This window comes from Streptomyces sp. NPDC057099, from assembly GCF_042671245.1.
GTDB classification, from domain to species: Bacteria; Actinomycetota; Actinomycetes; order Streptomycetales; family Streptomycetaceae; genus Streptomyces; species Streptomyces purpurascens.
This window is the reverse complement of the sequence record NZ_JBHUTX010000003.1, coordinates 452,076-477,918: the sequence shown is the minus strand read 5'-3', so window position 1 is coordinate 477,918 and position 25,843 is coordinate 452,076. Positions and strand designations below refer to the sequence as shown.

The following is a 25,843-nucleotide window of genomic DNA, read 5'->3' as shown; positions in this document are numbered from 1 at the left end:
CCTGGTGTACGGGTCACGCCCGCCAGGAGTAGCCGCGTTCCGGCCGCCCCGCGGCGCCGTACCGCAAGGTCACCTCCGCACTGCCCGCGCCGTGGAAGTACTCCAGATACCGGCGGGCGCTCACGCGGGAGATGCCGGTCAGGGTGGCGCACTCGGTCGCGGACAGGGTGTTGTCCGTCGCGCGCAGGGCCCGTTCGACCAGTTCGGCGGTCTCCACGCTCATGCCCTTGGGCAGGGTGAGGGCGGGGGCGGGGACGATCGCGCCGGCCAGGACGCGGTCCACGTCGGCCTGGCCTCGTACGACCGTCGTCAGCAGGCGGCCCCGCTGGGCGGCGTAGCGCTCCAGGCGGGGGCGCAGGTCCTCGAATTCGAAGGGTTTGAGGAGGTAGTCGACGACGCCTCGGCGGACGGCGCCGCGGACCGTGTCGGCCTCCTGCGCGGCGCTGATGACCATGACGTCGCAGTCGTGGCCGGCGGTGCGCAGCCGGGGGATGACGTCGAGGCCGAAGAGGTCGGGGAGATACAGGTCGAGGAGGACGAGGTCGGGGCGCAGTTCGTCCACGGCCTCGATGGCCTGCCGGCCGGTGTGGGCCACGCCGACGACGCGGAAGGGCCGGACGCGTTCGACGAAGGTGCGGTGGACGCGGGCCACCATGAAGTCGTCGTCGACCACGAGGACGTCGATCGTGCCCGCCTCGCGGGGCGTTCCGGGGGTCATGGGGCCGCTCCTTCCGTCAGTGTGCCGGTGAGCCGGCCGACGGTCATGCGTGCGGTGAACACCGCTCCGTCGGGGGTGTTGGACACCGAGATCTCGCCCCCGTGCCGTTCGCAGACCAGCTTGGTCAGGGCCAGTCCGATGCCGCGCTCGCCCTCGCGCGCGGCCTTGGTGGTGAAGCCGTGGGAGAACACCTCGCGGGCCAGTTCGGGAGCCACGCCGGGGCCGGAGTCGCGTACCACGATCTCCACGCTGGAGGCGTCCTGCCGCAGCGCCACCTCGACCCACCGCTGCCCGTCGGGGGCGGCGGCGTCGACGGCGTTGTCGACCAGGTTGCCCACCACGGTCGCCACGTCGGCGGCGTCCTCCGGGGCCAGCCGTTCCAGTGCGGTGTCGTCGGAGATCCGCAGGCTGACCTTCCGTTCGGACGCGAGGGACGCCTTCGCCATCAGGAGCGCGGCCACCGCCGTGTCGCGGACGCGGCGGCTGAGGGTGACGTCCAGGGACTGGCGGCGCTGGTTCAACGCGCGGATGTAGCGCACGACTTCGTCCTGCTCTCCGATCTGGATCAGCCCGGAGATGGTGTGCAGCTGGTTGGCGAACTCGTGCGCCTGCGCGCGCAGCAGCTCCGAGGAGCTGCGGAAGGACCCGATCTCCCGTTCCAGCCGGGCCAGTTCGGTGCGGTCGCGCAGGGTGGTGACGGAGCCGAGGAGCCGGCCGTCCTTGGTGACGGTCATCCGGTTCATCACCAGGACCCGGCCGCGGCGTACGACGACCTCGTCCCGCTTGTCGGCGGTGGTTCCGGCCAGCACGTCGCGCAGCCGTCCGTCGATGCCCAGGCCTCCCAGGCTCTGGCCCACGCAGTCCTCGGGCAGGTCGAGCAGACGGCGGCCCATGTCGTTGACGAGGGTGAGCCGGTGCTGCGGGTCCAGGGCGATCACGCCCTCGGCGATCCCGTAGAGCATCGCCTCCCGGTGCTCGGCGAGTCCGGCGATCTCCCGTGGTTCCAGCCCGAGGGTCTGCCGTTTCACGCGCCGCGCGAGCAGCCAGGAGCCGGCCACGCCGAGCCCGCTGGCGATGCCCAGGTAGGCGAGCAGGTAGGAGGAGGCGCCGCTGAGCCGCTGCCACACCGTCGGGTCGGCCTCGCCGATCATCACCGTGCCGAGGATCCGGCCGAGGTTCGCCTCGGTCGCCCCGAGGACGGGGACCTGGGCGGCCAGCTGGCGGTTGCCGTCCAGTGTCAGCTGTCCCGACCAGCCCCGCTCCCGGGTGGTTCCCGGCCCGAGCGGCAGCCGCTCGCCGACGACCGTGGGGTTGGTGGAACTGACGATCCGGCCGACGGCGTCGGCCACCGTCACCGAGGTCACCCCGGACTGCGCCTGCGTGGAGTGCACCAGCGGGGCGAGCGTCTCCCCCGGCGCGGGACGCACCAGCTGGCTGCGCACCAGGGGGTTGGCGGCGAGCTGTTCGGCCAGCGCGCTCACCCGGCGTCCCTCGACGCGGGTGAAGGTGGCCTGCGACTGGGCGAGGGAGACCGCGGCGACCGCCAGCAGCACCACCACGACGATGGCGAGCTGGAGCACCAGCATCTCGCCCGCGAGCGAATGGCGACGAAAGGTGGCGACCACAACGAACTCAATCTTCTCTGCCGACACAAGGGGGAGCGGCTCATGTGCCGAGTCGGACAATCATGACGCCCACCAGTGGAAATCGAAAGGGAGGTGTCATGAGAGGCCCGGCCCGCGGCTTTCTCGGCACCCTCGCCGTCCTTGCGCTGCTGGTGGTCTGCGGGTGCGGGGCGTGGCCGGGCGGCGACACCGCCAGCCTGCGGCTCATGGTGCCCAACACCCCCGGCGGCGGCTACGACACCACGGCCCGTACCGCGGCCCGGGTGCTGGAGGAGACCGGGATCGCGTCGGACGTACAGGTGTTCAATCTGCCGGGTGCCGGCGGCACAGTAGGTCTGCAGCGTGTCGTCGACGAGAAGGGCAACGGCGAACTCGCGCTGCAGATGGGTCTCGGAGTGGTGGGCGCGTCACACGCGGCGGGCGCGAAGGTGTCCGTCAGCGACACCACCCCGATCGCCCGCCTGATCGAGGAGGCCGGCGCGGTCGTCGTCCGCGAGGACTCGCCGTACCGCACGATCGGCGCCCTGGTGGACGCCTGGCGCGAGGACCCAGGGCGCCTCAGGGTGGGCGGCGGCTCCTCCGTCGGCGGCCCCGATCATCTGCTGCCGATGGAGCTGGCGCAGGCGGTCGGCATCGACCCGCGGAAGGTCGGCTACGTCCCGTACGACGGCGGCGGCGATCTGCTGCCCGCGCTGCTCGACGGCAGGGTCGACGTCGCCACCAGTGGGTTCGGCGAGTTCCTGGACCAGATACGCGGCGGCCGGCTGCGGGTCCTCGCCGTCACCGGTGAGCGGCCGGTCGGTGTCCTGCCCGGTGTCCCGACCCTGAGGTCCTCCGGGATCGACCTGGTCTTCAACAACTGGCGGGGCATCGTGGCCCCGCCCGGTATCAGCGACACCGAGCGGCGGCGCTGGATCGACGCGCTGACCGAGCTGCACGGATCCCGCCGGTGGCGTGCCGAACTCCGCCGGCACGGCTGGACCGACGTGTTCGCCACCGGCCGCGCCTTCGAGACCTTCCTCGCACGGCAGGACGCACAGGTCGCCGGCCTCGTCCGCCGCCTGGTGCCGGAGTGACGTCAGGAGGGGTTCGCGGAGGGGCCTATGCCCTGCATCTCCTGGACGGTGCCGCCGAGTTTCGCGCGCAGGTGCTCGTACATGCCGGGCTTGGCGCTGACCACCCAGCGCATGCCGACGAGGTACTTGCCCCCGTACACCCGGGCCGCCTCCAGCCAGGTCTCCTTGAGCTTCTCCTCGGGGAAGGTGGTGATGAGGAAGTCGCCCTTCTTCGTGTGGCACACGCCCTCGCGCAGCTCGTCCGCCTCGGTGCGGATCTTCACCTTGCAGCCGGCCAGCCCGGCGATGACCTCCACCTTGGCCGGGGCGACGACACCGGCGGCGGGAGCGGCGGACCCGCCCTGCGTCGCGGCCTTGTCGCTGCCGGCCGGCTTCTTGTCGTCACCGCCGCCGCAGGCGGTGACCAGGGGAAGCACGACCAGCGCGCCCACGGCCGCGGCGGCACGCAGCCGGTGGGCGCGGGACGGGGTCCGGCGGTTGGATGGTGCGTGCGGTTGCTGCTGGGACACGTCGCCTCTCCGGATGCGCGCTGTTCTGCCCTGGTGGGCAGGCGTGAGTACTCGGAAGTGGTACGGACGCGCCCCCGGAGCCGTTCACATGGTTTCGATCACCGTGCGCTCCGTCTCGCTGAACTGGGTGCGGTACAGCTCCGCGTACCGTTCGCCCGCCGCCAGCAGCTCCTCGTGCGTGCCCCGTTCCACGATCCGGCCGGCCTCGACGACCAGGATCTGGTCCGCCGACCGGACCGTGGACAGCCGGTGGGCGATCACGACCGCCGTCCTTCCGTCGAGGGCTTCGGTGAGTGCCTCCTGCACGGCGGCCTCGGAGGTGTTGTCGAGGTGGGCGGTGGCCTCGTCGAGGATGACGACCCGCTGGCGGGCCAGCAGCAGCCGAGCGATGGTCATACGCTGGCGCTCGCCGCCGGAGAGCCGGTAGCCGCGTTCGCCGACCACGGTGTCGAGGCCGTCGGGCAGGGACCGTACGAGGTCGTCGAGACGGGCCCGGCGCAGGGCGTCCCAGACCTCCTCCTCCGCCGCCGCGGGGCGGGCCAGCAGGAGGTTGGCGCGGACGGTGTCGTGGAAGAGGTGCCCGTCCTGGGTGACCATGCCGAGGGTCTCCCGCAGGGCCCCGGCGCTCAGGTCGCGGACGTCGACGCCGCCGACGCGTACGGCGCCCTCGTCGGCGTCGTACAGGCGCGGGAGCAGTTGCGCGACGGTCGACTTGCCGGCGCCGGAGGATCCGACGAGCGCCACGGTCTGGCCCGGTTCGGCGCGGAAGGAGATGCCGTGCAGAACCTCGTCGCCGCCCCGTCGGTCCAGGGTGGCGACCTCCTCCAGGGAGGCCAGGGAGACCTTGTCGGCGGCGGGGTAGCCGAAGCGGACCTGCTCGAACTCGACCGCCACGGGCCCGTCGGGCACCCCGCGCGCGTCCGGCTTCTCCTCGATGAGCGGGCGCAGGTCGAGCACTTCGAAGACCCGCTCGAAGCTGACCAGTGCGCTCATCACCTCGACCCGGGCCCCGGCCAGCGCGGTCAGGGGCGCGTACAGGCGGGTCAGGAGCAGTGCCAGCGAGACGACCGCGCCCGGTTCCAGGGAGCCGCGCAGGGCGAACCAGCCGCCGAGGCCGTAGACCAGGGCCAGGGCGAGGGCGGAGACCAGGGTGAGGGCCGTGATGAAGGCGGCCTGGGCGGTGGCCGTGCGGACGCCGATGTCCGCGACGCGGCGGGCGCGTTCGGCGAACTCGCGCGATTCCTCCTCGGGCCTGCCGAAGAGCTTGACCAGGGTTGCGCCGGGTGCGGAGAAGCGCTCGGTCATACGGGTGCCCATCGCCGCGTTCAGCGTCGCCGCCTCCCGCTGCATCCGGGCCATACGGCGGCCCATGCGCCGGGCCGGGAGCACGAACACCGGCAACAGCACCAGCGCCAGCAGGGTGATCTGCCAGGACAGGGTCAGCATCACGGCGAGGGTGAGCACGAGCGTGACGAGGTTGCTGACCACGCCCGACAGGGTGTTGCTGAAGGCGCGCTGGGCTCCGATGACGTCGTTGTTGAGCCGGGAGACGAGGGCGCCCGTACGAGTGCGTGTGAAGAACGCCACGGGCATCCGCTGCACATGGTCGAAGACGGCGGTCCGCAGATCCAGGATGAGGTGCTCGCCGAGCGTCGCCGACAGCCTCCTGCCGAGGATGCCGAGCGCCGCCTCCGCCACCGCGATCAGCGCGATGAGCAGGGCCAGGCGTACGACGGTGCCCTCGTCGCCGGACGAGACGATCACGTCCACGACCCTCCCGGCCAGGACGGGGGTCGCCACGGCGAGCAGGGCGGTCCCCACGCCGAGCAGGACGAAGAGGGCGATGCGGCGCCGGTGCGGGCGGGCGAACGCGCCGATGCGGCGCAGGGTCGCCAGGGCGAAGGGGCGGCTTTCCTGCTCGGCGTGCATGACGCTCTGCAGCTGTGTCCACGCTGTGGTCTCCATGCTCATGGCACGAAACGTAGAACCTCAAGCTTTCTTGAGGTCAAGGCGCTCGCGCAGCTCCCCCGACATCCCGCACAATCAGCCCGATCCCTCTCTTCCCGTCCCCCGCCCGCTCCCCGCGCGAAGGCCTCTATGACGATCTCCTCCGAGCCGCTCCCCGCACGCAATCCGCAGTCCCCGCTTCCGCAACCCGCCGTTGGCACGGCGTGGGAAGCCTCTGCGGATGTGACAGCGGTACAACTCCCCGAAATCCGCCCGGGACGACTCCCCCGTCGCGTCCCGGTCCGGCGCCTGCGTCAGATCCTGTGTCTGCTGCCGCTCCTGCTCGTCACCGTGGTCGCGGTGCGGCACCGGTCGGTGCTGGCCGAGGGCTTCGCACACCTGGGCACCGCCGAGTGGCCATGGCTGCTGGCCGCGGTCGGCGCGACCTGTATGACCTGGGTCGCCGCCGCCTGCACCCGGCAGGGCGCGGTCGTCGAACCGCTGCCCAAACGGCGGCTTCTGGCGACCCAGTTCGCGGCGGGCGCGGCCAACCACCTGCTGCCGACCGGCCTCGGCGCGAGCGCGGTCAATCTGCGGTTCATGACGGTGTGCGGGCTGCCGCTCGCCCGCTCCTCGGCCGCGCTCGCGCTGTACCTGCTGGCGGAGAGCATCGGCCGGGTCGCCCTGCTGGGCGCCCTGTTCCTCGCGTTCCCCGACGCGCTGCGGCTGAGCACCCTGGTTCCGGAGACGGCGTTCGGCCCGCTGCTGGCGGGCGCCGGAGTGGTGCTCGTGCTCGCGGCGGCCGTGGTCGCCCTCGTGGGGCGGGTGCGCTCGGCCCTGGTCTCCTTCCTGCGTACGGCACTCGGCGAGGCGCGTTCGGTGCACACCCGCCCGGCCCGGGCCCTGGCCCTGTGGGGCGGCTCCTTCGCCTTCCCGGCGTTGCAGGCCTCCGTGCTGGTGCTGGTGGGGCAGTCGCTCGGGCTGGGCGTGCCGCCCGCGCACATGGCGGTGGCCTACCTGGCGGCCACGGTCGCCGTCGCGCTGGTGCCCACCCCGGGCGGGATCGGCTCGGTGGAGGCGGCGCTGGTCGTGGCGCTGGTGGCGGCGGGCGGCCCGGCCGCGGTGGCCACGGCCGTGGTCCTGGCCTTCCGGGTCATCACCGTCTGGCTGCCGCTGCTGCCGGGCGCGGTGACGCTGGGGGCGCTGGTGCGGCTGAAGGTGATCTGACCCGGGTAGCGTGCCGACTCCGTCACGCAGAAGGGACTTCACCATGCCGGTGCGGATCGAGCGTCAGGGACACGTGACCACGGTCGTCCTCTCCCGACCGGAGGCGCGCAACGCCGTGGACGGCCCGACCGCCGCGGAACTCGCCGCCGCCTTTCGGGAGTTCGAGGCGGACCAGGAAGCGCGGGTGGCGGTGCTCTGGGGCGAGGGCGGCACCTTCTGCGCGGGCGCCGACCTCAAGTCGCTGGGTACCGACCGCGGCAACCGGGCCGAGCCGGACGGCGACGGCCCGATGGGACCGACCCGGATGCGGCTGTCCAAGCCGGTGATCGCCGCGGTCGCCGGGCACGCCGTGGCCGGGGGTCTGGAACTGGCCCTCTGGTGCGATCTGCGAGTCGCCGAGGAGGACGCCGTGTTCGGCGTGTTCTGCCGCCGCTGGGGCGTGCCGCTGATCGACGGCGGCACCGTACGGCTCCCCCGGCTGATCGGCACCGGCCGCGCCCTCGACCTGATCCTCACGGGACGGCCCGTCCAGGCCGCCGAGGCCCACGACATCGGACTCGTCAACCGTGTCGTCCCGGCCGGCCGCGCCCGCGCCGGGGCCGAGGAACTGGCCGCCTCGATCGCCGGGTTCCCGCAGGCGTGCCTGCGCTCCGACCGCGCCTCCGTCCTCGACCAGGAGGGCCTGGACGAGCCGGCCGCGCTGGACACCGAGTTCCGGCACGGCGCGGGTGTGCTGGCGGAGAGCGTCGAGGGCGCCGCCCGCTTCGCCTCCGGAGCGGGCCGGCACGGATCGTTCAAGGATCTGTGAACGAGCCGGGCGGATCCGGCGCACGCGACGGTACGTCATGTGCAGTAACTCACCCCCCGCTCCCCCCTGTCTCCGGTACGAAGCCCCGTACGGGATGCGGCAGGATGAACGATTGCGCCGACCCCGGGTCAGGGTGGTCGGGCGTGATCGGACTTCCCCCGAAAACGAGCAGGTGACTACGTGACGAGACTTCACATCCGGCCGTCGACGACGGCGTTCGCCGCGGTTCTTCGCCCCGGAGGTGACCGGTGAACCGGGCGCTCACGGTGGACGACCTGGTCTTCGCGGGCATCGCCCTGGCCTCGGGCCTGCTGGCGGCCTTCGCGCTGCGCATCCTGCTGCGCTGGCTCGGCGGGCACGCCGACCGCACCCGCTGGAGCGGGGACGACGTCATCGTGCACGCGCTGCGGGCCGTGGTGCCGTGGGCCGCGGTCGTGGGCGGCGTGGCGGGCGCGGCGGCGGTGCTGCCGCTGACCCGGACGGTGCAGCACCACACCAACCAGGCGCTGACCGTGCTGCTCATCTTCGTCGCGACGGTGTCGGCGGCCCGGGTGGTGGCCGGCCTGGTGCGCACCCTCACCCAGTCCCGTTCCGGTGTCGCCGGATCGGCCACGATCTTCGTCAACATCACCCGGATCCTGGTCCTCGCGATCGGCTTCCTGGTGGTGCTCCAGACCCTGGGCATCTCCATAGCCCCGATGCTCACGGCCCTGGGCGTCGGCGGTCTGGCCGTCGCGCTGGCACTTCAGGACACGCTCGCCAACCTCTTCGCGGGCATCCACATCCTCGCCTCCAAGACCGTCCAGCCCGGTGACTACATCAAGCTGAGCAGCGGCGAGGAGGGCTACGTCGAGGACATCAACTGGCGACAGACGACGATCCGCAACCTGTCCAACAACCTCATCGTGCTCCCCAACGGCCAGCTCGCGCAGGCGAACATGACCAACTTCATGCGCCCCGAGGAGCAGCTGACCATCCTGGTGCAGGTCGGGGTGGCCTACGACAGCGACCTGGAGCACGTGGAGCGCGTGACCAACGAGGTCATCGCCGAGACGATGACCGAGGTCGACGGCGCCGTGCCGGACCACGAGCCCATCATCCGGTTCCACACCTTCGGCGACTCCCGCATCGGCTTCACCGTCATCCTGGGCGTCGGCGAGTTCAGCGACCAGTACCGGATCAAGCACGAGTTCATCAAGCGCCTGCACAAGCGCTACCGCGCGGAGGGCATCCGCATCCCCGCCCCGGCCCGCACGGTGGCGCTCCAGCAGGGCGCGACCGTCATCCCGCAGCAGCGGACCGGCGCGTTCGAGCCGGGCGACATGACGGTCGCCCGGCTCGACTGAGGCACCCCGGCCGATACCTTCTCCGCTCCGGCTCCTACAGCGTCGCGGAGTTGTCGTGGTGGTGGCTGTCCCTCCGGCTGCGCGGTGCCGCGAGGGACGGCTTCACGGGCGTCACGGTCCAGTCCGGGTGGCCCGGCATCCTGGGTGTCTTCGTCCCGTACAGCCAGTCCCGCAGGAAGCCGGTGAGGTCCTGTCCGGAGACCTCGGAGGCGACCGCGATGTAGTCCTCCGTGGACGCCGTGGCGTCACGGTGGCGCTCCAGGAACGCGCGCTCGACGGCGCTGAAGGCCGCCTCGCCGATCTGCTGCCGCAGCGCGTACAGGACGAGCACGCCGCCGAGGTAGCGCTGGCTGTCGAAGAGGTTGACCGCGTTCGGAGCCGCGACCGGCCCCGAGGTGTGGCGCCACTGGTCGCCGCGGGCGTAGGTGTCCTTCATCCGGGCTTCCATGGTGGTCAGGCCCAGGGAGTCGGCCCAGCCGCGCTCGTAGCGGTACAGCAGCCCGTAGAAGTCGGCGTGTCCCTCGTTCAGCCACAGGTCGGCCCAGGTGGCGGGGCTGACGCTGTTGCCGAAGTAGGAGTGGACCAGCTCGTGCATCATGTGCGAGCCGATCCTGCTCTCCTCCTGGAGGAGGTAGTTCGGCTTGTAGAGCGTGAGGGTCTGCGTCTCCAGGCCGGTGAAGTCGAAGGCCTGGGGGTCGTCCGAGTTGCACGGGAGCAGGCCGTACGTCTCGAAGGGGTACGCCCCGAGCCGCCGCTCGACCCATTCCACCAGGGCCGGGGTGAGCGCCAGGGCGGGTTCCAGGGCGGTGGCGCGGGCGGTGGGGACGACGTCCCGCAGCGGCAGGCCGTGCGGGCCCTGCCGGTCCTTGATCACATAGTCGCCGACGGTGATCTGCACCACCTCGGTGGCGATCGGCGAGCGGGAGCGGTACGTGTACGCCGTACGGTCGCCGGTCAGCTGCTCGGTGCGCACGAGCAGGCCGCTCGCGACGCCCCGCAGCGCCCCGGGCACGGTGAGGCGGAAGGTGAAGTCGGCCTTGTCGGAGGGGTGGTCGTTGCAGGGGAAGACGGTGTGCGCGGAGTCCGGCTGGCAGCACACCGCGAAACCGTCCGGGGTGGCGACCCAGCCGGTGTGCGGCAGGGCCCGGCGCGGGTCGGCGGAGTACTCCACGCACACGGTCACCCGGGCTTTCGCCGGGAGCGTACGCGCGGGGGTGATCCGCAGCTTTTCGGCCACCTGCTCGAAGCCGGCGGTGCGGCCGCCGACGCGGACGGAGCGTATGTCCAGGCCGAGCGCGTCGAGGGAGAGACGGCTCAGGGGCTGGGTGGTGTGGATCGTCAGGATCGCGGTTGCCTCGACGAGCCGGGTCGTGGCGTCGTACGCGAAGTCGAGGTGGTAGGCCGAGACGCGGTAGCCGTCGTTGCCGAGGGCGGGAAAGACGGGGTCGCCGAGGGTCTCGGGGCCCGGGGCGGCGTCCGTACGCCCGGTCTCCTCCGAGGTGGCCGCCCGGGCCGGGGCCCCCGTGGTCAGAGCCGCCGCCGTGCCGATCAGGGCGGCCGCCGGGGCCGTCACTCTGGTGCGATATCTCATGGTCCGCTTTCGCTCGGACGGCCGGGTGGTCAGGTCCGGCCGTGTCATGGAGTGAGTGATCTCTCTCCATGACAAAGGAGCGGGCCGATCGGTTGCCCGAAACTGGCGGCGGACCCCTGTCGATGATCGATCGCTCACGAGATATCTTGATGTCGAGCAATGTTGCAGACGTGGAGCGGAGCACCCGGTGACTGACTCGACCATCATCTATACGCACACTGACGAGGCCCCCGCCCTGGCGACGTATTCCTTCCTGCCGGTGGTCCGGGCGTACGCCGCGCAGGCGGGTGTCGCCGTGGAGACCCGCGACATCTCGCTGGCCGGGCGCATCATCGCCGTGTTCCCGGAGTACCTGACCGAGGACCAGCGCATCCCGGACGCCCTCGCGGAGCTCGGCGAGCTGGCCAAGACGCCCGCCGCCAACATCATCAAGCTTCCGAACATCTCGGCGTCCATCCCGCAGCTCAAGGCCGCGATCGCCGAGCTGCAGGGCCAGGGCTACGCGCTGCCGGACTACCCGGACGACCCGAAGACCGACGAGGAGCGCGAGATCGGCGCCCGCTACGACAAGATCAAGGGTTCCGCCGTGAACCCGGTCCTGCGTGAGGGCAACTCCGACCGGCGCGCCCCCGCCTCGGTCAAGAACTACGCCAAGTCCCACCCGCACCGCATGGGCGCCTGGACCTCCGAGTCCAAGACGAACGTGGCGACGATGGGCCAGAACGACTTCCGCTCCACCGAGAAGTCCGTGGTGATCGCCGAGGACGGCGCGCTGCGCATCGAGCTCGTCGGCGACGACGGCTCCACCACCGTGCTGCGCGAGTCCGTACCGGTCCTCGCCGGTGAGGTCGTCGACGCCTCCGTGATGCGGGTCGCCGCGCTGCGCGAGTTCCTGACCGCGCAGGTCGCCGAGGCCAAGGCCCAGGGCGTGCTGTTCTCGGTGCACCTGAAGGCGACGATGATGAAGGTCTCCGACCCCATCGTCTTCGGCCACGTGGTGCGCGCCTTCTTCCCGAAGACCTTCGCGCGGTACGGCGACAAGCTCGCCGCGGCCGGTCTGACCCCGAACGACGGTCTGGGCGGCATCTACAAGGGCCTGGAGGCCCTGCCCGAGGGTGCCGCGATCAAGGCCTCCTTCGACGCCGAGCTCGCCGAGGGCCCGGAGCTGGCCATGGTCGACTCCGACAAGGGCATCTCGAACCTGCACGTCCCCTCGGACGTCATCGTCGACGCCTCCATGCCGGCCATGATCCGCACCTCCGGCCACATGTGGGGCCCGGACGGCGAGGAGGCCGACACCCTGGCGGTCCTGCCGGACTCCTCCTACGCGGGTGTCTACCAGGCCGTGATCGAGGACTGCCGGGCCAACGGCGCCTACGACCCCTCCACCATGGGCTCGGTGCCGAACGTCGGCCTGATGGCGCAGAAGGCCGAGGAGTACGGCAGCCACGACAAGACCTTCGAGGTCCCGGTCACGGGCACGGTCCGGCTGGTCGACCAGAACGGCACCGCGCTGATCGAGCAGACGGTCTCGGCCGGTGACATCTTCCGCGCCTGCCAGACCAAGGACGCGCCGATCAAGGACTGGGTGAAGCTGGCCGTCACGCGCGCCCGCGCCACCGGTGACCCGGCGGTGTTCTGGCTGGACGAGACCCGTGCGCACGACGCCAACCTGATCGCCAAGGTCAACGCCTACCTCGCGGAGCACGACACCGAGGGTCTGGACATCCGGATCCTGTCCCCCGTCGAGGCGACGAAGCTGTCGGTGGAGCGCATCCGCCGCGGCGAGAACACGATCTCGGTGACGGGCAACGTCCTGCGTGACTACCTGACCGACCTGTTCCCGATCCTGGAGCTGGGCACCAGCGCCAAGATGCTGTCGGTCGTCCCGCTGATGGCGGGCGGCGGCCTCTTCGAGACGGGCGCCGGCGGCTCCGCCCCGAAGCACGTCCAGCAGCTGGTCCGGGAGAACTACCTGCGCTGGGACAGCCTGGGTGAGTTCTTCGCCCTCGTGCCGTCCTTCGAGCAGCTGGCGAAGGTCACGGGCAACGCCCGCGCCCAGGTCCTGGCCGACACGCTCGACCGCGCCACGGCGACGTTCCTCAACGAGGACAAGTCCCCGACCCGGCGCGTCGGCGGCATCGACAACCGCGGCAGCCACTTCTTCCTGTCCCTGTACTGGGCGCAGGAGCTGGCCGAGCAGACCGACGACGCGGACCTGGCGAAGGCCTTCGCCCCGCTCGCCGAGACGCTCTCCGCCAACGAGCAGAAGATCGTCGACGAGCTGATCGCCGCCCAGGGCAAGCCGGTCGAGATCGGCGGCTACTACCAGCCCGACCCGGCGAAGGCCGCCGAGGCCATGCGCCCGTCCACCACGTGGAACGAGACCCTGGCGTCCCTCGCCTGACGTCAGGCCCCACAGAGATCCACCGACTCCGCCCCGACCGGCACACTGCCCGGCCGGGGCGGAGTTTTCACCATTCCCGCGGGGCGATCAGTTCCTCCACGTCCGCGTCGGTGAAGCCGTAGGCCTGTGCGATGTGGGCGAAGTCCTCGGCTATCTCCTCGCGGGCCACCGTCTCGATCTCGCTGTCCGCCGCCTCGAACTCGGCCTCCAGGTCGTTGAACTCCTCGGTGGCCGCGTGGGTCAGGGCGTAGAGCGCGTCGAGGTCGGCGGGGCGCTCCGTCTCGATGCGCTCGCACAGGGCCAGCAGGATCGCGCGGCCCCGGTCCAGCACGTGGTCCGGGAAGTAGTCGTCCTCGTACAGCCCTCCGAGGAACTGGTGGGCACCCACCTGCTGGTTGCTGATCGGCATGACGTCCTCGGCCTCGATGATCCGGCGATATGGCACCTTGATCCTGCCGCACGCCACTGACAACGCCCCTGGAGCCGCCCCATGACCGACGCCCCGCACTCCTTCGAGCTGCTCGCCGGGGCAGGCGACTCCCCCGTGATCCTGCATGTGCCGCACTCCGCGCGGGAGATACCCGAGGACGTGCGCGCGGGGATCGTGCCGGGCGACGAGGAACTGGAGCGGGAGCTGGACCACATCACCGACGCGCACACGGCGGAGATCGCCGAGGGGGCGGCCGGGCTCGCGGGGGTGGCGCCCTGGCGGTTCGTCAATCGGCTGTCGCGGCTGGTCGTCGACCCGGAGCGGTTCCCGGACGAGCGGGAGGAGATGCGGGCCGTCGGTATGGGCGCGGTGTACACCCGGACGACGCACGGCGAGGTGTTGCGGCCCGAGGGCTTCGATCCCGACCCGCTCGTGGAGCGGTACTTCCGGCCGTACGCGCGGGCGATGACACAGGCCGTGGCGGACCGGCTGGCGGCCACCGGGCGGGCCGTGATCATCGACGTGCACTCCTACCAGAGCCGGAGGCTGCCGTACGAACTGCACGGGGACGGGCCCCGGCCGGCGGTCTGCCTCGGCACCGACCCGTTCCACACACCTCCCGGCCTGCTGGACGCCGCCCGCGAGGCGTTCGGGGAGACAGGGCTCGACAGCCCGTTCAGCGGGACCTACGTCCCCCTGGAGTTCTACGGGAAGCGGCCCGAGGTCAGCGCGCTCATGGTGGAGATCCGCCGCGACACCTACATGACCGAGCCGGGCGGTCCCGCCGGGGCCGGACTGGAGCGGCTGGCCGGCGCGCTGGCCCGTCTCGTCGACGCCGTGTCCCGCTGAACGCCGGACGTCACCGGCTGGAGCACTCCCGCGCGACAAGCGGCGGGGGCACGGCGAGGGTGGGTGCATGACGGAGGAGACCACCACGCTGACCGGCCAGGAACCGCCCCCGGTACGGGACTGGCCCGCCCTCGACCTGGACGGGACGGACTTCGACCCGGTCCTCGCGGAGCTGATGCGCGAGGGGCCGCTGACCCGGATCCGGCTGCCGTTCGGCGAGGGGTGGGCGTGGCTGGCCACCCGCCACGACGACGTGAAGCTGATCACCAACGATCCGCGGTTCAGCCGCGCGGAGGTGACCGGACGTCAAGTGACGCGGATGGCACCGCACTTCAAGCCGCGTCCCGGATCGCTCGCCTTCGCCGACCAGCCCGACCACAACCGGCTGCGCAAGGCGGTCGCCGGGGCCTTCACCGTCAGCGCGATGAAGCGGCTGCGGCCCCGCGCGCAGGAGATGCTCGACGAGCTGGTGGACGGGGTCGTACGGGACGGGCCGCCGGCCGAGCTGATCGAGCGGGTGCTCGAACCGTTCCCGATCGCCCTGGTCAGCGAGGTGATGGGCGTGCCCGACGCCGACCGGGAACGGGTGCACACCTGGACCCGGCAGATCATCTCCACCTCGGGCGGGGCCGAGGCCGCCGACCGGGCCAAGCACGGTCTGTACGGATGGATCACGGAGACGATCCGCTCCCGCGCGGACAGCACCGGCGAGGACGTGTACTCCCTGCTGGGCGCCGCCGTGGCGCGTGGCGACATCAGCGAGACGGAGGCGATCGGCCTCGCCGGTCCGCTGCAGATCGGCGGCGAGGCCGTCACCCACAACTGCGGGCAGATGCTCTGTCTGCTGCTGACCCGGACCGAGTTGCGGCAGTGGTGGCTAGAGCGGCCCGAGGCTCGCGACGCGCTGCTGGACGAGTTGCTGCGCTTCATCCCCCACCGCAGTTCCGTGGGCCTGGCGCGGATCGCCCTGGAGGACGTCGACCTGCACGGACACCGGATCCAGGCGGGCGACCCGATCTACGTCTCCTACCTCGCCGCCAACCGCGATCCGGACGTCTTCCCCGAGCCGGACCGGATCGACCCCGGCCGCGCCCCGAACCCGCACCTGGCCCTCGGCAACGGCCCGCACTACTGCACGGGTGCCGTCCTGGCCCGCCTCCAGACCGAACTCCTGCTCGACACCCTGCTGAACCGGCTCCCGGACCTGCGACTCGCCGTCCCCGCCGACCAGATCGAGTGGCGGCGCAGGACGATGATCCGGGGGCCGCGGACCCTGCCGTGCACCTGGTGAACCCGGGAGCGCCCGCGACCAGCCGGCTAGGCCCGCAGCCACTCCGTCACCACGACGTCCCCGCCGGTCCGCAGCCGTAGCGCGAACGGGCCGGAGAGCGGTGCGTCGCCGGTGAAGCGGCCCAGGTCGTCGGCCGTGAGCGGGGAGCCGGGGCGGGGGCCGCCCAGGACCTCGATCCGGGCCGGTTGCGGTGGCAGCACCTGTCCCATGAGCCCCTGTGGGGTCACCTCGACGTCGACGGTCACCTCGCCCGCCCGGAAGGTCAGCATCCGGGGCGCGTCGGTGACGCCCCGGACCGGAAGGGCGTCGACCAGCGAGTCGAAGGTCAGCTCGGCGACCCGGGCGTCGAGGTCGTGCAGCGCGTACGCGTCGACGGCGAGCTGCTGGAGTTCCGCAGGCACCGGGTCCAGGACGGCGGCGGCCTGCCGCAACTCCTCCTCCAGCAGCCCGGCGTCGAACTCGTCGTCCTCCCAGCCGTCCTCGTCGAACGCGTCGTCATCGCTCATGTCGTTCACGCCGTTCTTGTCGCTCATATCGCCCCCCGTGCCTCGAGCCGGGCCCGCAGACGCCGCAGACAGCGCTGGCGCAGCGGCCCGATGCTGCCCACCGCGATGCCGAGCCCGGCGGAGACGTCCTGATAGCTGGGCGGCGGCGTGGCCATCAGCACGCGCAGCAACTGCCTGCACCGCTCGCCCAGTTCCTCGAACTCCTGCCACAGCCGCCGTACGCGTTCGCTCTGGGCGGCGGCCTCCTCGGAGTCGAGCAGCGACTGCTCCGGCGTGCCCTCCTCGCTGGCCCGGTCCAGGATCTGTGGATCGTCCGTGAAGGTCAGCCGCTGCGAACTCCGGATGACCTTCAGGCACTCGTTGCGCGCCGTGCTCGCCAGCCACGCGCCCGCCTTGCCGGGTTCACGGATCCGCCCGAGGTGCTGGGCGAAGCGGAACCACGCGGTCTGGTACACCTCGTGGGCGTCCGCGTCGGAGAGCCGGTGGGCCCGCACCACGGACCACACCAGAGGGCTCAGCCCCTCCACAAGCGCCTTCCAGGCCGCCGCGTCGCCGTCGGCGGCGGCCTGGACGAGCGCGCCGGCATCAGTACGGTCCACGGCAGCCCCACCCCTCGAGTACGGCAGGTCATGGTACGCCGTGGAGGTGGCGGCTTCGGCCCTCACGAGCCGGGGACCAGGCGCACGACCGGGACCGGGCGCCAGGTGGGCGGACGCAGCGCGGGAACATGCGCCCCGCGCACTTCGGCGAGCCCGGTGTTGGCGGCGAGCAGCTGCTGCCGGGCCGCGCGCGGGTCGGTCTCCTTGTGCGCCGTCATATGGGCGGCGACCATGCCCGCGGTCACGGGGGTGGCGAAGGAGGTACCGCTCCACTGCGCGTACCCCTCGAACATCACCTGGTCCGGCTTCGCGGCGGCGTTCTCGTCGCTCAGCACTCCGGTGTGGCGGGGGTGCCGGCAGGTGCAGCCGTAGCGGAAGCCGTAGCGGCAGGCGTCATACGTGGAGTGCTGGTACACGTACGGGACGGGTGTCTCGAAGCCGGTGAGGGCGCTGGTGAGGCGCTCGCCGGGGGCGTAGACCCGTACCCAGGGGCCGTGGTTGGTGAAGCAGGCGCCGAACTCGCCGTCGCTGCGCAGGGCGCCGACGGACAGGACGGAGTCCTCCCAGCCGGGCAGATCGGCGTAGGCGGCGGGCCAGAAGGGAGAGGCGCTGCCGTTGTTGCCCGCGGCGGCGACCAGCAGGGTGCGCTGCTCGCGCAGTTCCCGCATGAAGTTCTCCACGCCGAGCAGTCCGTCGGTGCGGCCGTTGGAGGTGCCGGCGGAGAGGCTGAGGACGTCGGGCCAGCCGCCGGCGTCGACGGCCTCGAAGAGCTTCTCGCCGAACTCCGACTCCAGGATGGCGCCCGCGTCGTTGAGGCTGCCGCGCACGGTGATGTCGGTGTTGGGCGCGACGGCGGCGACGAGCCCGGCGATGAACGTGCCGTGGCCGACGTACTGCTGGAGGATGCCCTGGTCGTCGCACTCCTGCACCTGGGCGTCGCCGCCGGTGTGGGAGAGCAGGGCGCTGGAGCGGTAGTCCTTCATCAGCCCGGTGTCGACGACGAGGACGCCGACGGCGGTGTCCGGGTCGTACGCGGTGTCGGCGGGCGCCGGGTTGAGCGGCTCGCTGAGCGGGACGGGGACCGGTTCGTCGCCGGGGCAGGCGTTGACCGCGATGTGGACGACATGGTTGCGGGCGGCCATCCGGTGCCCGGCCCGGTCCTCCCGTTCGCGCACGGACCGCAGCGCGTGGGCGACGGCGCGGTCGGCCTCCCGGCCGCCCTCACCGGGGTCGCCGACCCGGATGCGGGTGATGCCGCTGCGGTTGGTCCGCGGGCCGGCCCGGCGGATCTGGTCCTGGTCGAGGTCGGGAGCGGCCGTGAAGTGCGCCCGTACGGCGTCCTCGACGATGCCGGCCTCCTCGCCGTCGCGGACGAGGACGACGCCCTTCTCGTACATGAATTCGGCCGAGTCGTCCGGGCCCATCGCGAGGGGGACGTCCGGCATCGATCGCTGGATCTGGTCGAACTGTTCGTGGAATCGCTGAGGTGCCATGGCGGGTCCTCCCACTGGGCGACGGCGTCGGTCGGTGCGGCGGAGCGGTCGTCGGTACGCGCCGATCCTCCTCGACATGAGCCGCCCGGCCGTCATTTGATACAGCGCCGAACCTGTGGGGCGTGGTCGGGGGCCACTACCATCCGAGGAGTGACAGCGGGAAGCGACTCGGTGGCGGCACTGCTGCCGATGGTGTTCGCCGATCCGGGCGAGGCTCTCGCGAGGGCTCGGGCGCTGCTCGACGCCGATCCCGACCCGGTGCACGCCTCCGTCGCCCATCAGGTGATCGGTATCTGGCAGCGGGACTTCGGCGATCTGCGGCTCGCGCTGAACCATCTGCGGCGGGCCCGGGACTTCGCGGCGCGCGCGGACTCGGCCGACCGGGAGGCGGACGTGCTGGCCACGCTGGGCGTGGCGCTGGTGCACGCCGGGCGTACCCGGGAGGGCCTGGCGGCGTTCGAGCGGGGGGTCGCGCGGGGCGGTGGGCACACGCGGGCGCGGGTGCTGTACCGGCGGGCGTACGTGTGGTGGGTGCTCGGCCGGCATCGTGAGGCGCTGGAGGACGTACGCCGGGCGGTTCCCGTGCTGCGGCAGGCGGAGGACGTGATCTGGACGGCGCGGGCGCTGACCCTGCGGGCGACCGTGCATCTGGCGCTGGGGTCGGTGGAGCGGGCCGAGGCGGACTTCACCGCGGCCGAGGCGCTGTGGGACACGACCGGCCAGGAGCACGACAAGGCCGACGCGGTGGAGAGCCGGGGGCTCGCCGCGTTCCGGTCGGGTGACGTGCCGGTGGCGCTGCGGCTGCTCGACGAGGCGGAGGAGCGGTACGCCCGGCTCGGCACGCCGACGTTCATGCTGAACATCCGGCGCTGCGAGGTGCTGATGGCGGCCGGGCTCGCGCCCGAGGCGCTGGCCGAGGCGGACGCGGCGATCAGGAGGCTCGACGGGATCGGCGGTCAGTCCACGCGCAAGGCGGAGCTGCTGCTGGCCGCCGCGCGGGCCGCACGGCTGGCCGGGGATCCGCACACCGCGATAGCCCGTGCCGCCCTCGCGGTACGGCTGTTCGCCGGGCAGCGGCGCACCTGGTGGGAGACGCACGCCCGGCTGGTGCTGATCGAGGCGCGGCACGCGGCCGGGCGCGGGTCGGGCCGGCTGGTCGCCGACGCCGCCGCGGTGGCGGAGAAGCTGGCCTCGTTCGGCGCACCGGCCGCGCCGGAGGCCTCGCTGCTGGCGGGGCGGATGGCGCTGGGCCTGGGCTGGACGGCGGACGCGGAGCGGCATCTGGCCGTCGCCGCCCGCAGCAGGCGCGTCGGTCCGCCGCTGGCGCGGATGACGGGCTGGGCGGCTCAGGCGCTGCGGGCCCGGTCCGCCGGGTCGGCCCGGGGGGTGCTGGAGGCCTGCCGGCGGGGTCTGGACGTGCTGGACGACCACCGGATGACGCTGGGCGCCTCGGAGCTCAGGGCGCGCGCCACCGAGCAGGGCGCGGAGCTGGCCGCGCTCGCCCAGCGGGCGTCTCTGGTCTCGGGCGGGCCCCGGCGGCTGCTGGTGTGGAGCGAGCGCTGGCGGGCCACGGTGCTGTCCACGGCGCCGACCCGGCCGCCCGCCGATCCGGAACTGCTCAGCGGAATGACGGCGTTCCGAGAGATCGCCTCCCGTGCGGAGGCCGCCCGGATGGAGGGCCGGCCGGTCCCGGCGCTGGAGCGTGAACAGCGGCGCCTGGAGCGGGAGATCCGGTCCCGGACCCTGCACATGCGGGGCGAGGCGCCCGGGGACGGGGACCGCTTCGACGTCGGCAGGCTGCTGGAGCGGCTGGGCGACGAGGTACGGCTGGTGGAACTCGCCGTGCTCGACGGGCGGGTGCAGGTGCTGCTGTGCGGGCAGGGGCGGGTGCGCAGGTTCGAGGCCGGGCTGCTGGCCGAGGCGGAGACGGAGGCCGAGCACGTACAGGCCGGGCTGCGGCGGCTGGCCCATCCCGGGGCCGAGGGGCGCCTTCCGGTGGTGGAGGCGGCCGGGCGCCGGCTGGAGGAGCTGCTGCTCGGCCCGGCGGCGGCGCAGCTGGGCAGCGGCCCGGTGGTGGTCGTGCCGCCGGGGCGGCTGCACCGGGTGCCGTGGGCGCTGCTGCCGTCGCTGCGGGAGCGGGTGCTCAGCGTGTCGCCGTCGGCGGGCAGTTGGCTGCGGGCCAAGGAGACCGCGCCACCGCCGGACGGCTGCCATGTGCTGGTACGCGGCCCGGGCCTGGCGACCGGCGGCGCCGAGGTGCCCGAACTGGCGGGGCGGTACGGCTGCGCGACGGTCCTGGAGGACGGCGAGGCGCGGGTGCCGCGGGTGCTGGAGGAGCTGGACGGGGCCGCGCTGGCCCATATCGCCGCGCACGGCACGTTCCGTGCGGACAGTCCGCTGTTCTCGTCCCTGCGGATGGCCGACGGGCCGATCGTGGTGCACGACTTCGAGCGGCTGGACCGCAGCCCGTACCGGATCATCCTGTCCTGCTGCGACACCGCCCGCCTCGCGTCCGTCGGCGCCGACGAACTGCTCGGTCTGGTCACCGCGTTGCTGCCGCTGGGCACGGCCGGGGTGGTTGCGTGCAGCGCACCCGTCAACGACGCCGCGGTGGTGCCGCTGATGCTCGCGCTGCACAAGGGCCTCGACGCCGGTCTGTCCCTGGCGGAGGCGCTGCGCGACGCCCGGTCCGCGCTGCCGGGCGACGCACTGCACCAGGCCACGGGGTGGGCGTTCTCGGCGTTCGGGGCGGCCTGACCCGTCCCCTGTGCGGGTCAGGCCGCCGGTCTCGGGTGACTCAGGCCGGTTGGGCCTCCGGCACTTCGGTCAGCCATGGCAGGGCGCCGCGGTCGTTCGCGCCGAGCCGGGCGTAGGCGCTGTAGAGGTGGTTGCCGACGGTGCGGATCGACAGGGTGAGGCGTTCGGCGATCTGCCGGTTGCTCAGGCCCGCCGCCGCGAGGGTGACGATCTGCCGCTGCCGGGCGGTGAGTTCGCCGAGGACCAGCCCGGACAGCGCCGGTGTGCGGGCGCCCTGGCAGCGCCGGGCCAGGGCCACGGCCCGGGTGCGGGAGTGCCGGGCGGCACGCGGATCGCGGTGTGCGCCCACGGCCTGGGCGTGCGCCTCGGCGGCGAACAGCGTGAAGCCGCGCCGCTCCAGTTCCTCGGCGACCTCGTCCAGGGCCGGGCCGTCGGCGCGGGTGAGCGCGTCGGCGTGCCGGGCGAACACTCCGGTGAGCCGGTCGATGACCTTCTCGGGGGCGCCGAGGCGCACGGCGTCGTAGGGGTCGGCGAGGTCCGCGAGGAGGGTGTCGAGGTCGCCCCGGACGTCCGCGGTGGGCTCTCCCGACTGGGCGGAGGCACGGTCGAGTTCGTCCCGGCACGACGCGTCCGAGGGCGCTCCGCGCAGCCCCTCTCGCGCCCAGGCCGCCGCTTCCCGCAGCTCCCCGCGCAGCCGGGCGAACCGGGCGCGTACGGCGGCGTACCCGCTCGGCAGTGTGCCGCCCTCGGCGACCAGCCACTCCCCCACCGGCGTGGGCACGGCCCGTACGTCCGCTCGTTCGATCCCGTGCGCCAGTGCGGCCGACTCGGCGTCGAGGGCGGCGGCGTACACGTCCGGTGTCCGGGCCAGCCGACGTGCCCGCAGCCGGCCTGCCGCTGCCCTGAGCACCGGGCCGTGCAGGGGGTGCGCCAGGCGGACGGTGCCCGCGTCGTCGACGCGGATCAGGCCGTCGGACTCCAGGACTTCCAGCGCCCCGATGTCCGCGTCGTCCGGCTGCAGCGGCAGGGGTTCGGCGAAGGCGAGGCGGTCGAGGGTCTCGCGTTCGCGGGGGCAGGCGCGGTCGAGGACGGGGGCGGTGCGCTCCCGTACGGCCGTGGTCAGCGGCACCGGGCCCCGCCAGGTGCGTTCCTCGGTGCCCGGGACGTGGGTGAGCCTCCCCCGCACCGCGCCCAGCAGATCGCGCAGCAGCCGCAGATCGCCCTGGCTCAGTCGCCGCAGCCGGCCGGCGGTGAGCGGGTCGAGCGGGCCGGCGCCGGCCGTGAGGAGCTGTGCGATCTCCTCCTCGGCCGGCGGCTCCAGGGTGAGGCGGGGCAGCAGCTCGCCGGTCCACAGCCGGGAGATCGCGCCGGGCACCGGGGTGCCGTCCGTGGCGACGACCAGCAGACGGGTGCGTCCCTGCACGGCGAGTTGGTGGACCAGGGCGGCGGAGGCGTCGTCGAGGAGGTGCGCGTCGTCCACGACCAGCGTCCGTACGCCGGCCAGGAGCTGGACCGCGCGGTGCAGGGTGACCGTCTCGGGCAGCAGATGGGCGAACGCGGCGAAGGGAAGGGCGCGGCTCTCGGGCGTACCGGCCGCCCGGGCGCAGTCGGTGCCGCGGACGGCCTCGGTGACGAGACGGGTCTTGCCGCAGCCCGCCGGGCCCGTCAGCACGATGCCGCGGCGTCCGCCGGTCAGGGCCCTGCGGACCAGCTCCAGTTCGTCCTCCCGCCCGGCGAACGGCCAGGGCAGTTCCAGGGGTGTCGCGTCCCGCTCGTAAGTCGTCACACAGACATGAGCGCGACTACTCACTTCTGATACAGGGCGACTTGAGTAGCCCCCGACTCAGGCGCCCGGGACGGCCCGCGGGGCAGGCTGTGGCCATGACCGCACGCTACTGCTCGCTGGCTCAGGCGCCGGCGCCCGCCTTCGCACCGGGGCTGGCGGCGGAGCGGCTGAGCGCGCTCGCGAGCGGACGGCGGATGTGGGTCAACGGCACCGTTCTGCACTACTGGTTCTTCGACGGCGACACCGACGCGTCCGTCATCCCCGTGCCGGGGAGGGGGATGACGCGACGCGTGTCGTGGGCCGGCGCCGAGGAACAGCGGGATGTGGTGCGGGCGTGCTTCCAGGAGTGGCAGGACCTCGGCGGCGGGATCTCCTTCGCCGAGGTCGACGACCGCTCGGAGGCCGAACTGCGCATCGGGTTCCAGTTCGGCGACGGCTCCTGGTCGGCCGTGGGCCGCGACGCGCTCCTGGCCGGCCGGCACGAGCGGACCATGAACTTCGGCTGGGACCTGACCGCGCCCGGGGAGCGCGGGACGGCCCTCCACGAGATCGGGCATGCGCTCGGCATGCTGCACGAGCACCAGAGCCCGTTCGCCGGCATCCACTGGGACGACGAGGCGGTGTACGCCGAACTGGCGGGCCCGCCCCACCACTGGAGCCGGGAGAGGACGCACTACAACATTCTGCGCAAGCTCGACCCGGACGAGGTCAACGGCTCCGTCTGGGACCCACAGTCGATCATGGAGTACCCGTTCTCGTCGGGGCTGGTCCTGGAGCCGGAGCAGTACCGCGCGGGTCTGAACCCGCCCGGCACCCTGTCCGCCGCCGACAAGGAGTTCGTGCTCCGCTGGTATCCGCCGGCGAACCCGGCGGGACCGTCCGAACTGGTGCCGTTCCGCTCGGCCCCGCTCGGTCTCGGCCCGGGCGAGCAGGCCGACTTCGTCGTCGACCCGCCGGAGACCCGCACCTACACGCTGGGCACCTTCGGCGACGGCGACACCGTCGTCGTGGTCTTCGAGGAGCGGGACGGGGAGCCCCGCTACCTCGCCGGGCAGGACGACGGAGGGACCGCGCGGAACGCCACGATCAGCGCCCGGCTCGTCAAGGGCCGCCGCTACCACGTCCGCGTACGCCTGTACTCCGCCTGGGGTTCCGGCGAGACGGCGGTGATGTGCTGGTGACAGCACCGACGCGCCGCGCGGACACCTGAGCCACAGTCCGGCACCGGGGGAGCGGTCGAGGACGTCGCCCATGGGGGTGGGTGACGTCCTCGACCACGCCATGTCCTGGTTCACGGCCGGGGCGGGGGCGCACGGCCGACGGACGCGGTGCCGTCGAGGGCCTCACCGAGGGCGGCGGGGGCGGACGCGGGGCGCACCGGCCCCGGCGCCGTGGATCCACCCCAGGGGTGAAGAGCGTTCATCGGCGGCCGACATGGGGCATCGTGACAGGGAACGGCTGGCAATGGCGTTACGCCGTCCGAGTATTGATGCCTACGCTTGATTGCTCTCGCGGCTGCACGTCCGTACCGGAAGACGCACGAGGTGCCGGCGGCCCGACTACGCTCGCGGCGTAACACCGGGGGATGGGGGGGGAGCAGGTGGAGACGTCCCGACGCGATCGTGCCCGGCGGCCGAAGCTGCCGGCGGCGGTCCCGGCCGTCCTGCTCTGGGCGCTGGGCGCTCTGGTTCTGGGAATCGTGATCGGTCTGGCGGCGGACCCGTCGCGCCTGGTCGGCACCACCGGGTACGTCTTCGTCACCGGACTGCTGCTGGCCCTGGGCCTGTACGGCAGCACGTACGGCATCGAACTCGCCGATCTGCGCCGCGATCTGCGCGGTGTGGTCGCGGCGGTCACGCTGGGCGTCGTCCTGAAGGCGGCGATCGTCTCGGGCGTCATGGTCTGGGCCTTCGACCGCCCGCAGTATCTGATCCTCGGCATCGTCGTCGCACAGATCGACCCGCTGTCGGTGACCGCCCTCGGCAGGGACAAGCACATGTCGCGGCGCGCCCGGTCGCTGCTCACGGCATGGGCGTCCTTCGACGATCCGATGACGGTCCTGCTGACGCTGTACGTCGCCGGGTACGCCTACACGGCCGCGGGACACCCGGGCGCGCCGTCGGTGGTGGGCGGCGGAGCCCGCGGCTACGCCCTCGGACTGGCGTTCAACGCGCTGCTCCTGGCCGGTGCCCTGGCGCTGTGGTGGGCGGGCGGCAGGCTGTGGCCGGCGCGGCGGGCCAGGAAGGAGTCCGCCGAGCCCGGCGAACTCGACCGCCCCCGGCGGCCGGTGACGCCGCTCGGTGCCCTGCTGGTCGTGGCCATGCTCGTGCTCGCCGCGGCGAACATGCTGATGCTCGCGGTGGCGGTGGCCGGACTGTTCCTCCGCGCGCGGGCGTTCGCCCGGCCGCTCGCGCGAGCGGTCACCAGTGCCTTCCTGCTCGCGACGGCTCTGCTGGGCCTGTTCGCCGCCCAGGGAGTGTCGCTCGGCCCGGGGGTGCTGCTCGGCGCCTCGGCGTTCGGCGCGCAGGCGGTGGTGGCCGTGCTGCTGATGCCCCTCTTCGTACGCGGCCTGTCCCGAAGGGACCGGATCCTGCTGGGGATCGGTCAGCAGAACGGCCTGACGGCCGTGCTGCTCGCCCTCACCCTCGAACGCGACTTCCCGAAGATGGTCGGCATCGTCGCCCCGGCCGTGGTGACCGTCAACCTGCTGCACTACGGGGCGCGGATCGCGTTCGGCTGCTGGTCCCGCCACCAGGCCGGGAAGAACCGGCAACCCGAGGGCGGACGGCAGCGTCTCCCCCGGCATCCGGCGGCCGAGGACGGCGGGGCGGGCGAGGCACCGACGGCGACCGACGGACTGCGGTCCTCCGCGTAGCCG

20 protein-coding genes are annotated in these 25,843 nt (G+C 72.8%); 10 read left to right on the top strand and 10 right to left on the bottom strand.

The window, feature by feature from the left end:
* Positions 1 to 13: 13 nt before the first annotated feature.
* Both ACFT4A_RS06770 and ACFT4A_RS06765 read right to left on the bottom strand, forming a co-directional pair.
* The gene (locus ACFT4A_RS06770) at positions 14 to 718 is read right to left on the bottom strand and encodes a response regulator (protein ID WP_382826577.1); all 705 of its coding nucleotides are present in this window, start codon (positions 716 to 718) and stop codon (positions 14 to 16) included.
* Positions 715 to 2,343: an ATP-binding protein gene (locus tag ACFT4A_RS06765; RefSeq protein ID WP_382826575.1), complete on the bottom strand. Its 1,629-nt coding sequence runs from the start codon at positions 2,341 to 2,343 to the stop codon at positions 715 to 717. Before ACFT4A_RS06765 ends, ACFT4A_RS06770 begins: the two co-directional genes overlap by 4 nt.
* 98 nt (positions 2,344 to 2,441) lie before the next feature.
* Between ACFT4A_RS06765 and ACFT4A_RS06760 the strand changes: the two genes are divergently transcribed.
* Entirely contained in the window at positions 2,442 to 3,419 is a 978-nt protein-coding gene (locus tag ACFT4A_RS06760) for a Bug family tripartite tricarboxylate transporter substrate binding protein (RefSeq protein WP_382826573.1), read from the top strand.
* A 2-nt stretch (positions 3,420 to 3,421) separates the two neighbouring features.
* On the opposite strand, the gene ACFT4A_RS06755 is transcribed toward ACFT4A_RS06760, so the two are convergent.
* Both ACFT4A_RS06755 and ACFT4A_RS06750 read right to left on the bottom strand, forming a co-directional pair.
* Positions 3,422 to 3,928, bottom strand: coding sequence for a hypothetical protein (locus ACFT4A_RS06755; RefSeq protein WP_382826572.1), 507 nt, complete (start codon positions 3,926 to 3,928; stop codon positions 3,422 to 3,424).
* Between the two features lie 84 nt (positions 3,929 to 4,012).
* Positions 4,013 to 5,893, bottom strand: coding sequence for an ABC transporter ATP-binding protein (locus tag ACFT4A_RS06750; protein ID WP_382826639.1), 1,881 nt, complete (start codon positions 5,891 to 5,893; stop codon positions 4,013 to 4,015).
* A gap of 225 nt (positions 5,894 to 6,118) precedes the next feature.
* Here ACFT4A_RS06750 and ACFT4A_RS06745 point away from each other — a divergent pair, with 225 nt between their 5' ends.
* The 3 genes from ACFT4A_RS06745 (at position 6,119) to ACFT4A_RS06735 (ending at position 9,256) form a co-directional block, all read left to right on the top strand.
* A complete protein-coding gene (locus tag ACFT4A_RS06745; RefSeq protein ID WP_382826570.1) occupies positions 6,119 to 7,102 on the top strand; it encodes a YbhN family protein in 984 nt (327 codons plus the stop codon).
* Between the two features lie 43 nt (positions 7,103 to 7,145).
* The gene (locus ACFT4A_RS06740) at positions 7,146 to 7,910 is read left to right on the top strand and encodes a crotonase/enoyl-CoA hydratase family protein (RefSeq protein WP_382826568.1); all 765 of its coding nucleotides are present in this window, start codon (positions 7,146 to 7,148) and stop codon (positions 7,908 to 7,910) included.
* Between the two features lie 248 nt (positions 7,911 to 8,158).
* Positions 8,159 to 9,256 (top strand): mechanosensitive ion channel family protein, encoded by a 1,098-nt coding sequence (locus ACFT4A_RS06735; RefSeq protein WP_382826566.1) that lies wholly within the window; start codon positions 8,159 to 8,161, stop codon positions 9,254 to 9,256.
* Positions 9,257 to 9,290: 34 nt separating this feature from the next.
* On the opposite strand, the gene ACFT4A_RS06730 is transcribed toward ACFT4A_RS06735, so the two are convergent.
* On the bottom strand, positions 9,291 to 10,847 hold the full coding sequence (locus tag ACFT4A_RS06730; RefSeq protein ID WP_382826564.1) for a M1 family metallopeptidase: 1,557 nt from the start codon (positions 10,845 to 10,847) through the stop codon (positions 9,291 to 9,293).
* A 187-nt stretch (positions 10,848 to 11,034) separates the two neighbouring features.
* Between ACFT4A_RS06730 and ACFT4A_RS06725 the strand changes: the two genes are divergently transcribed.
* Positions 11,035 to 13,254: an NADP-dependent isocitrate dehydrogenase gene (locus tag ACFT4A_RS06725; RefSeq protein ID WP_382826562.1), complete on the top strand. Its 2,220-nt coding sequence runs from the start codon at positions 11,035 to 11,037 to the stop codon at positions 13,252 to 13,254.
* A 67-nt stretch (positions 13,255 to 13,321) separates the two neighbouring features.
* Here the strand turns inward: ACFT4A_RS06725 and ACFT4A_RS06720 are convergent, their stop codons facing one another.
* Positions 13,322 to 13,663: a DUF5713 family protein gene (locus ACFT4A_RS06720; protein ID WP_382826637.1), complete on the bottom strand. Its 342-nt coding sequence runs from the start codon at positions 13,661 to 13,663 to the stop codon at positions 13,322 to 13,324.
* Positions 13,664 to 13,744: 81 nt separating this feature from the next.
* On the opposite strand from ACFT4A_RS06720, the gene ACFT4A_RS06715 reads away from it, so the two are divergent.
* Positions 13,745 to 14,533 (top strand): N-formylglutamate amidohydrolase, encoded by a 789-nt coding sequence (locus tag ACFT4A_RS06715; RefSeq protein WP_382826560.1) that lies wholly within the window; start codon positions 13,745 to 13,747, stop codon positions 14,531 to 14,533.
* A gap of 67 nt (positions 14,534 to 14,600) precedes the next feature.
* Positions 14,601 to 15,824, top strand: coding sequence for a cytochrome P450 (locus ACFT4A_RS06710; RefSeq protein WP_382826559.1), 1,224 nt, complete (start codon positions 14,601 to 14,603; stop codon positions 15,822 to 15,824).
* Positions 15,825 to 15,850: 26 nt separating this feature from the next.
* Here ACFT4A_RS06710 and ACFT4A_RS06705 read toward each other — a convergent pair whose 3' ends face one another.
* The 3 genes from ACFT4A_RS06705 to ACFT4A_RS06695 form a co-directional block, all read right to left on the bottom strand.
* On the bottom strand, positions 15,851 to 16,357 hold the full coding sequence (locus tag ACFT4A_RS06705) for a hypothetical protein (protein WP_382826557.1): 507 nt from the start codon (positions 16,355 to 16,357) through the stop codon (positions 15,851 to 15,853).
* A complete protein-coding gene (locus tag ACFT4A_RS06700; protein WP_382826555.1) occupies positions 16,354 to 16,929 on the bottom strand; it encodes an RNA polymerase sigma factor in 576 nt (191 codons plus the stop codon). Before ACFT4A_RS06700 ends, ACFT4A_RS06705 begins: the two co-directional genes overlap by 4 nt.
* A gap of 62 nt (positions 16,930 to 16,991) precedes the next feature.
* Complete coding sequence (locus tag ACFT4A_RS06695) at positions 16,992 to 18,422, bottom strand: S8/S53 family peptidase (protein ID WP_382826553.1); 1,431 nt, start codon at positions 18,420 to 18,422, stop codon at positions 16,992 to 16,994.
* A gap of 189 nt (positions 18,423 to 18,611) precedes the next feature.
* On the opposite strand from ACFT4A_RS06695, the gene ACFT4A_RS06690 reads away from it, so the two are divergent.
* Complete coding sequence (locus ACFT4A_RS06690; RefSeq protein ID WP_382826636.1) at positions 18,612 to 21,179, top strand: CHAT domain-containing protein; 2,568 nt, start codon at positions 18,612 to 18,614, stop codon at positions 21,177 to 21,179.
* 40 nt (positions 21,180 to 21,219) lie between these two features.
* Here ACFT4A_RS06690 and ACFT4A_RS06685 read toward each other — a convergent pair whose 3' ends face one another.
* Positions 21,220 to 22,965, bottom strand: a complete 1,746-nt coding sequence (locus tag ACFT4A_RS06685; RefSeq protein WP_382826551.1) for a LuxR C-terminal-related transcriptional regulator — start codon at positions 22,963 to 22,965, stop codon at positions 21,220 to 21,222.
* 95 nt (positions 22,966 to 23,060) lie between these two features.
* Between ACFT4A_RS06685 and ACFT4A_RS06680 the strand changes: the two genes are divergently transcribed.
* Both ACFT4A_RS06680 and ACFT4A_RS06675 read left to right on the top strand, forming a co-directional pair.
* A complete protein-coding gene (locus ACFT4A_RS06680) occupies positions 23,061 to 24,146 on the top strand; it encodes a M12 family metallopeptidase (RefSeq protein ID WP_382826550.1) in 1,086 nt (361 codons plus the stop codon).
* A 404-nt stretch (positions 24,147 to 24,550) separates the two neighbouring features.
* On the top strand, positions 24,551 to 25,840 hold the full coding sequence (locus tag ACFT4A_RS06675; RefSeq protein WP_382826549.1) for a hypothetical protein: 1,290 nt from the start codon (positions 24,551 to 24,553) through the stop codon (positions 25,838 to 25,840).
* The last annotated feature ends 3 nt before the right edge of the window (positions 25,841 to 25,843 follow it).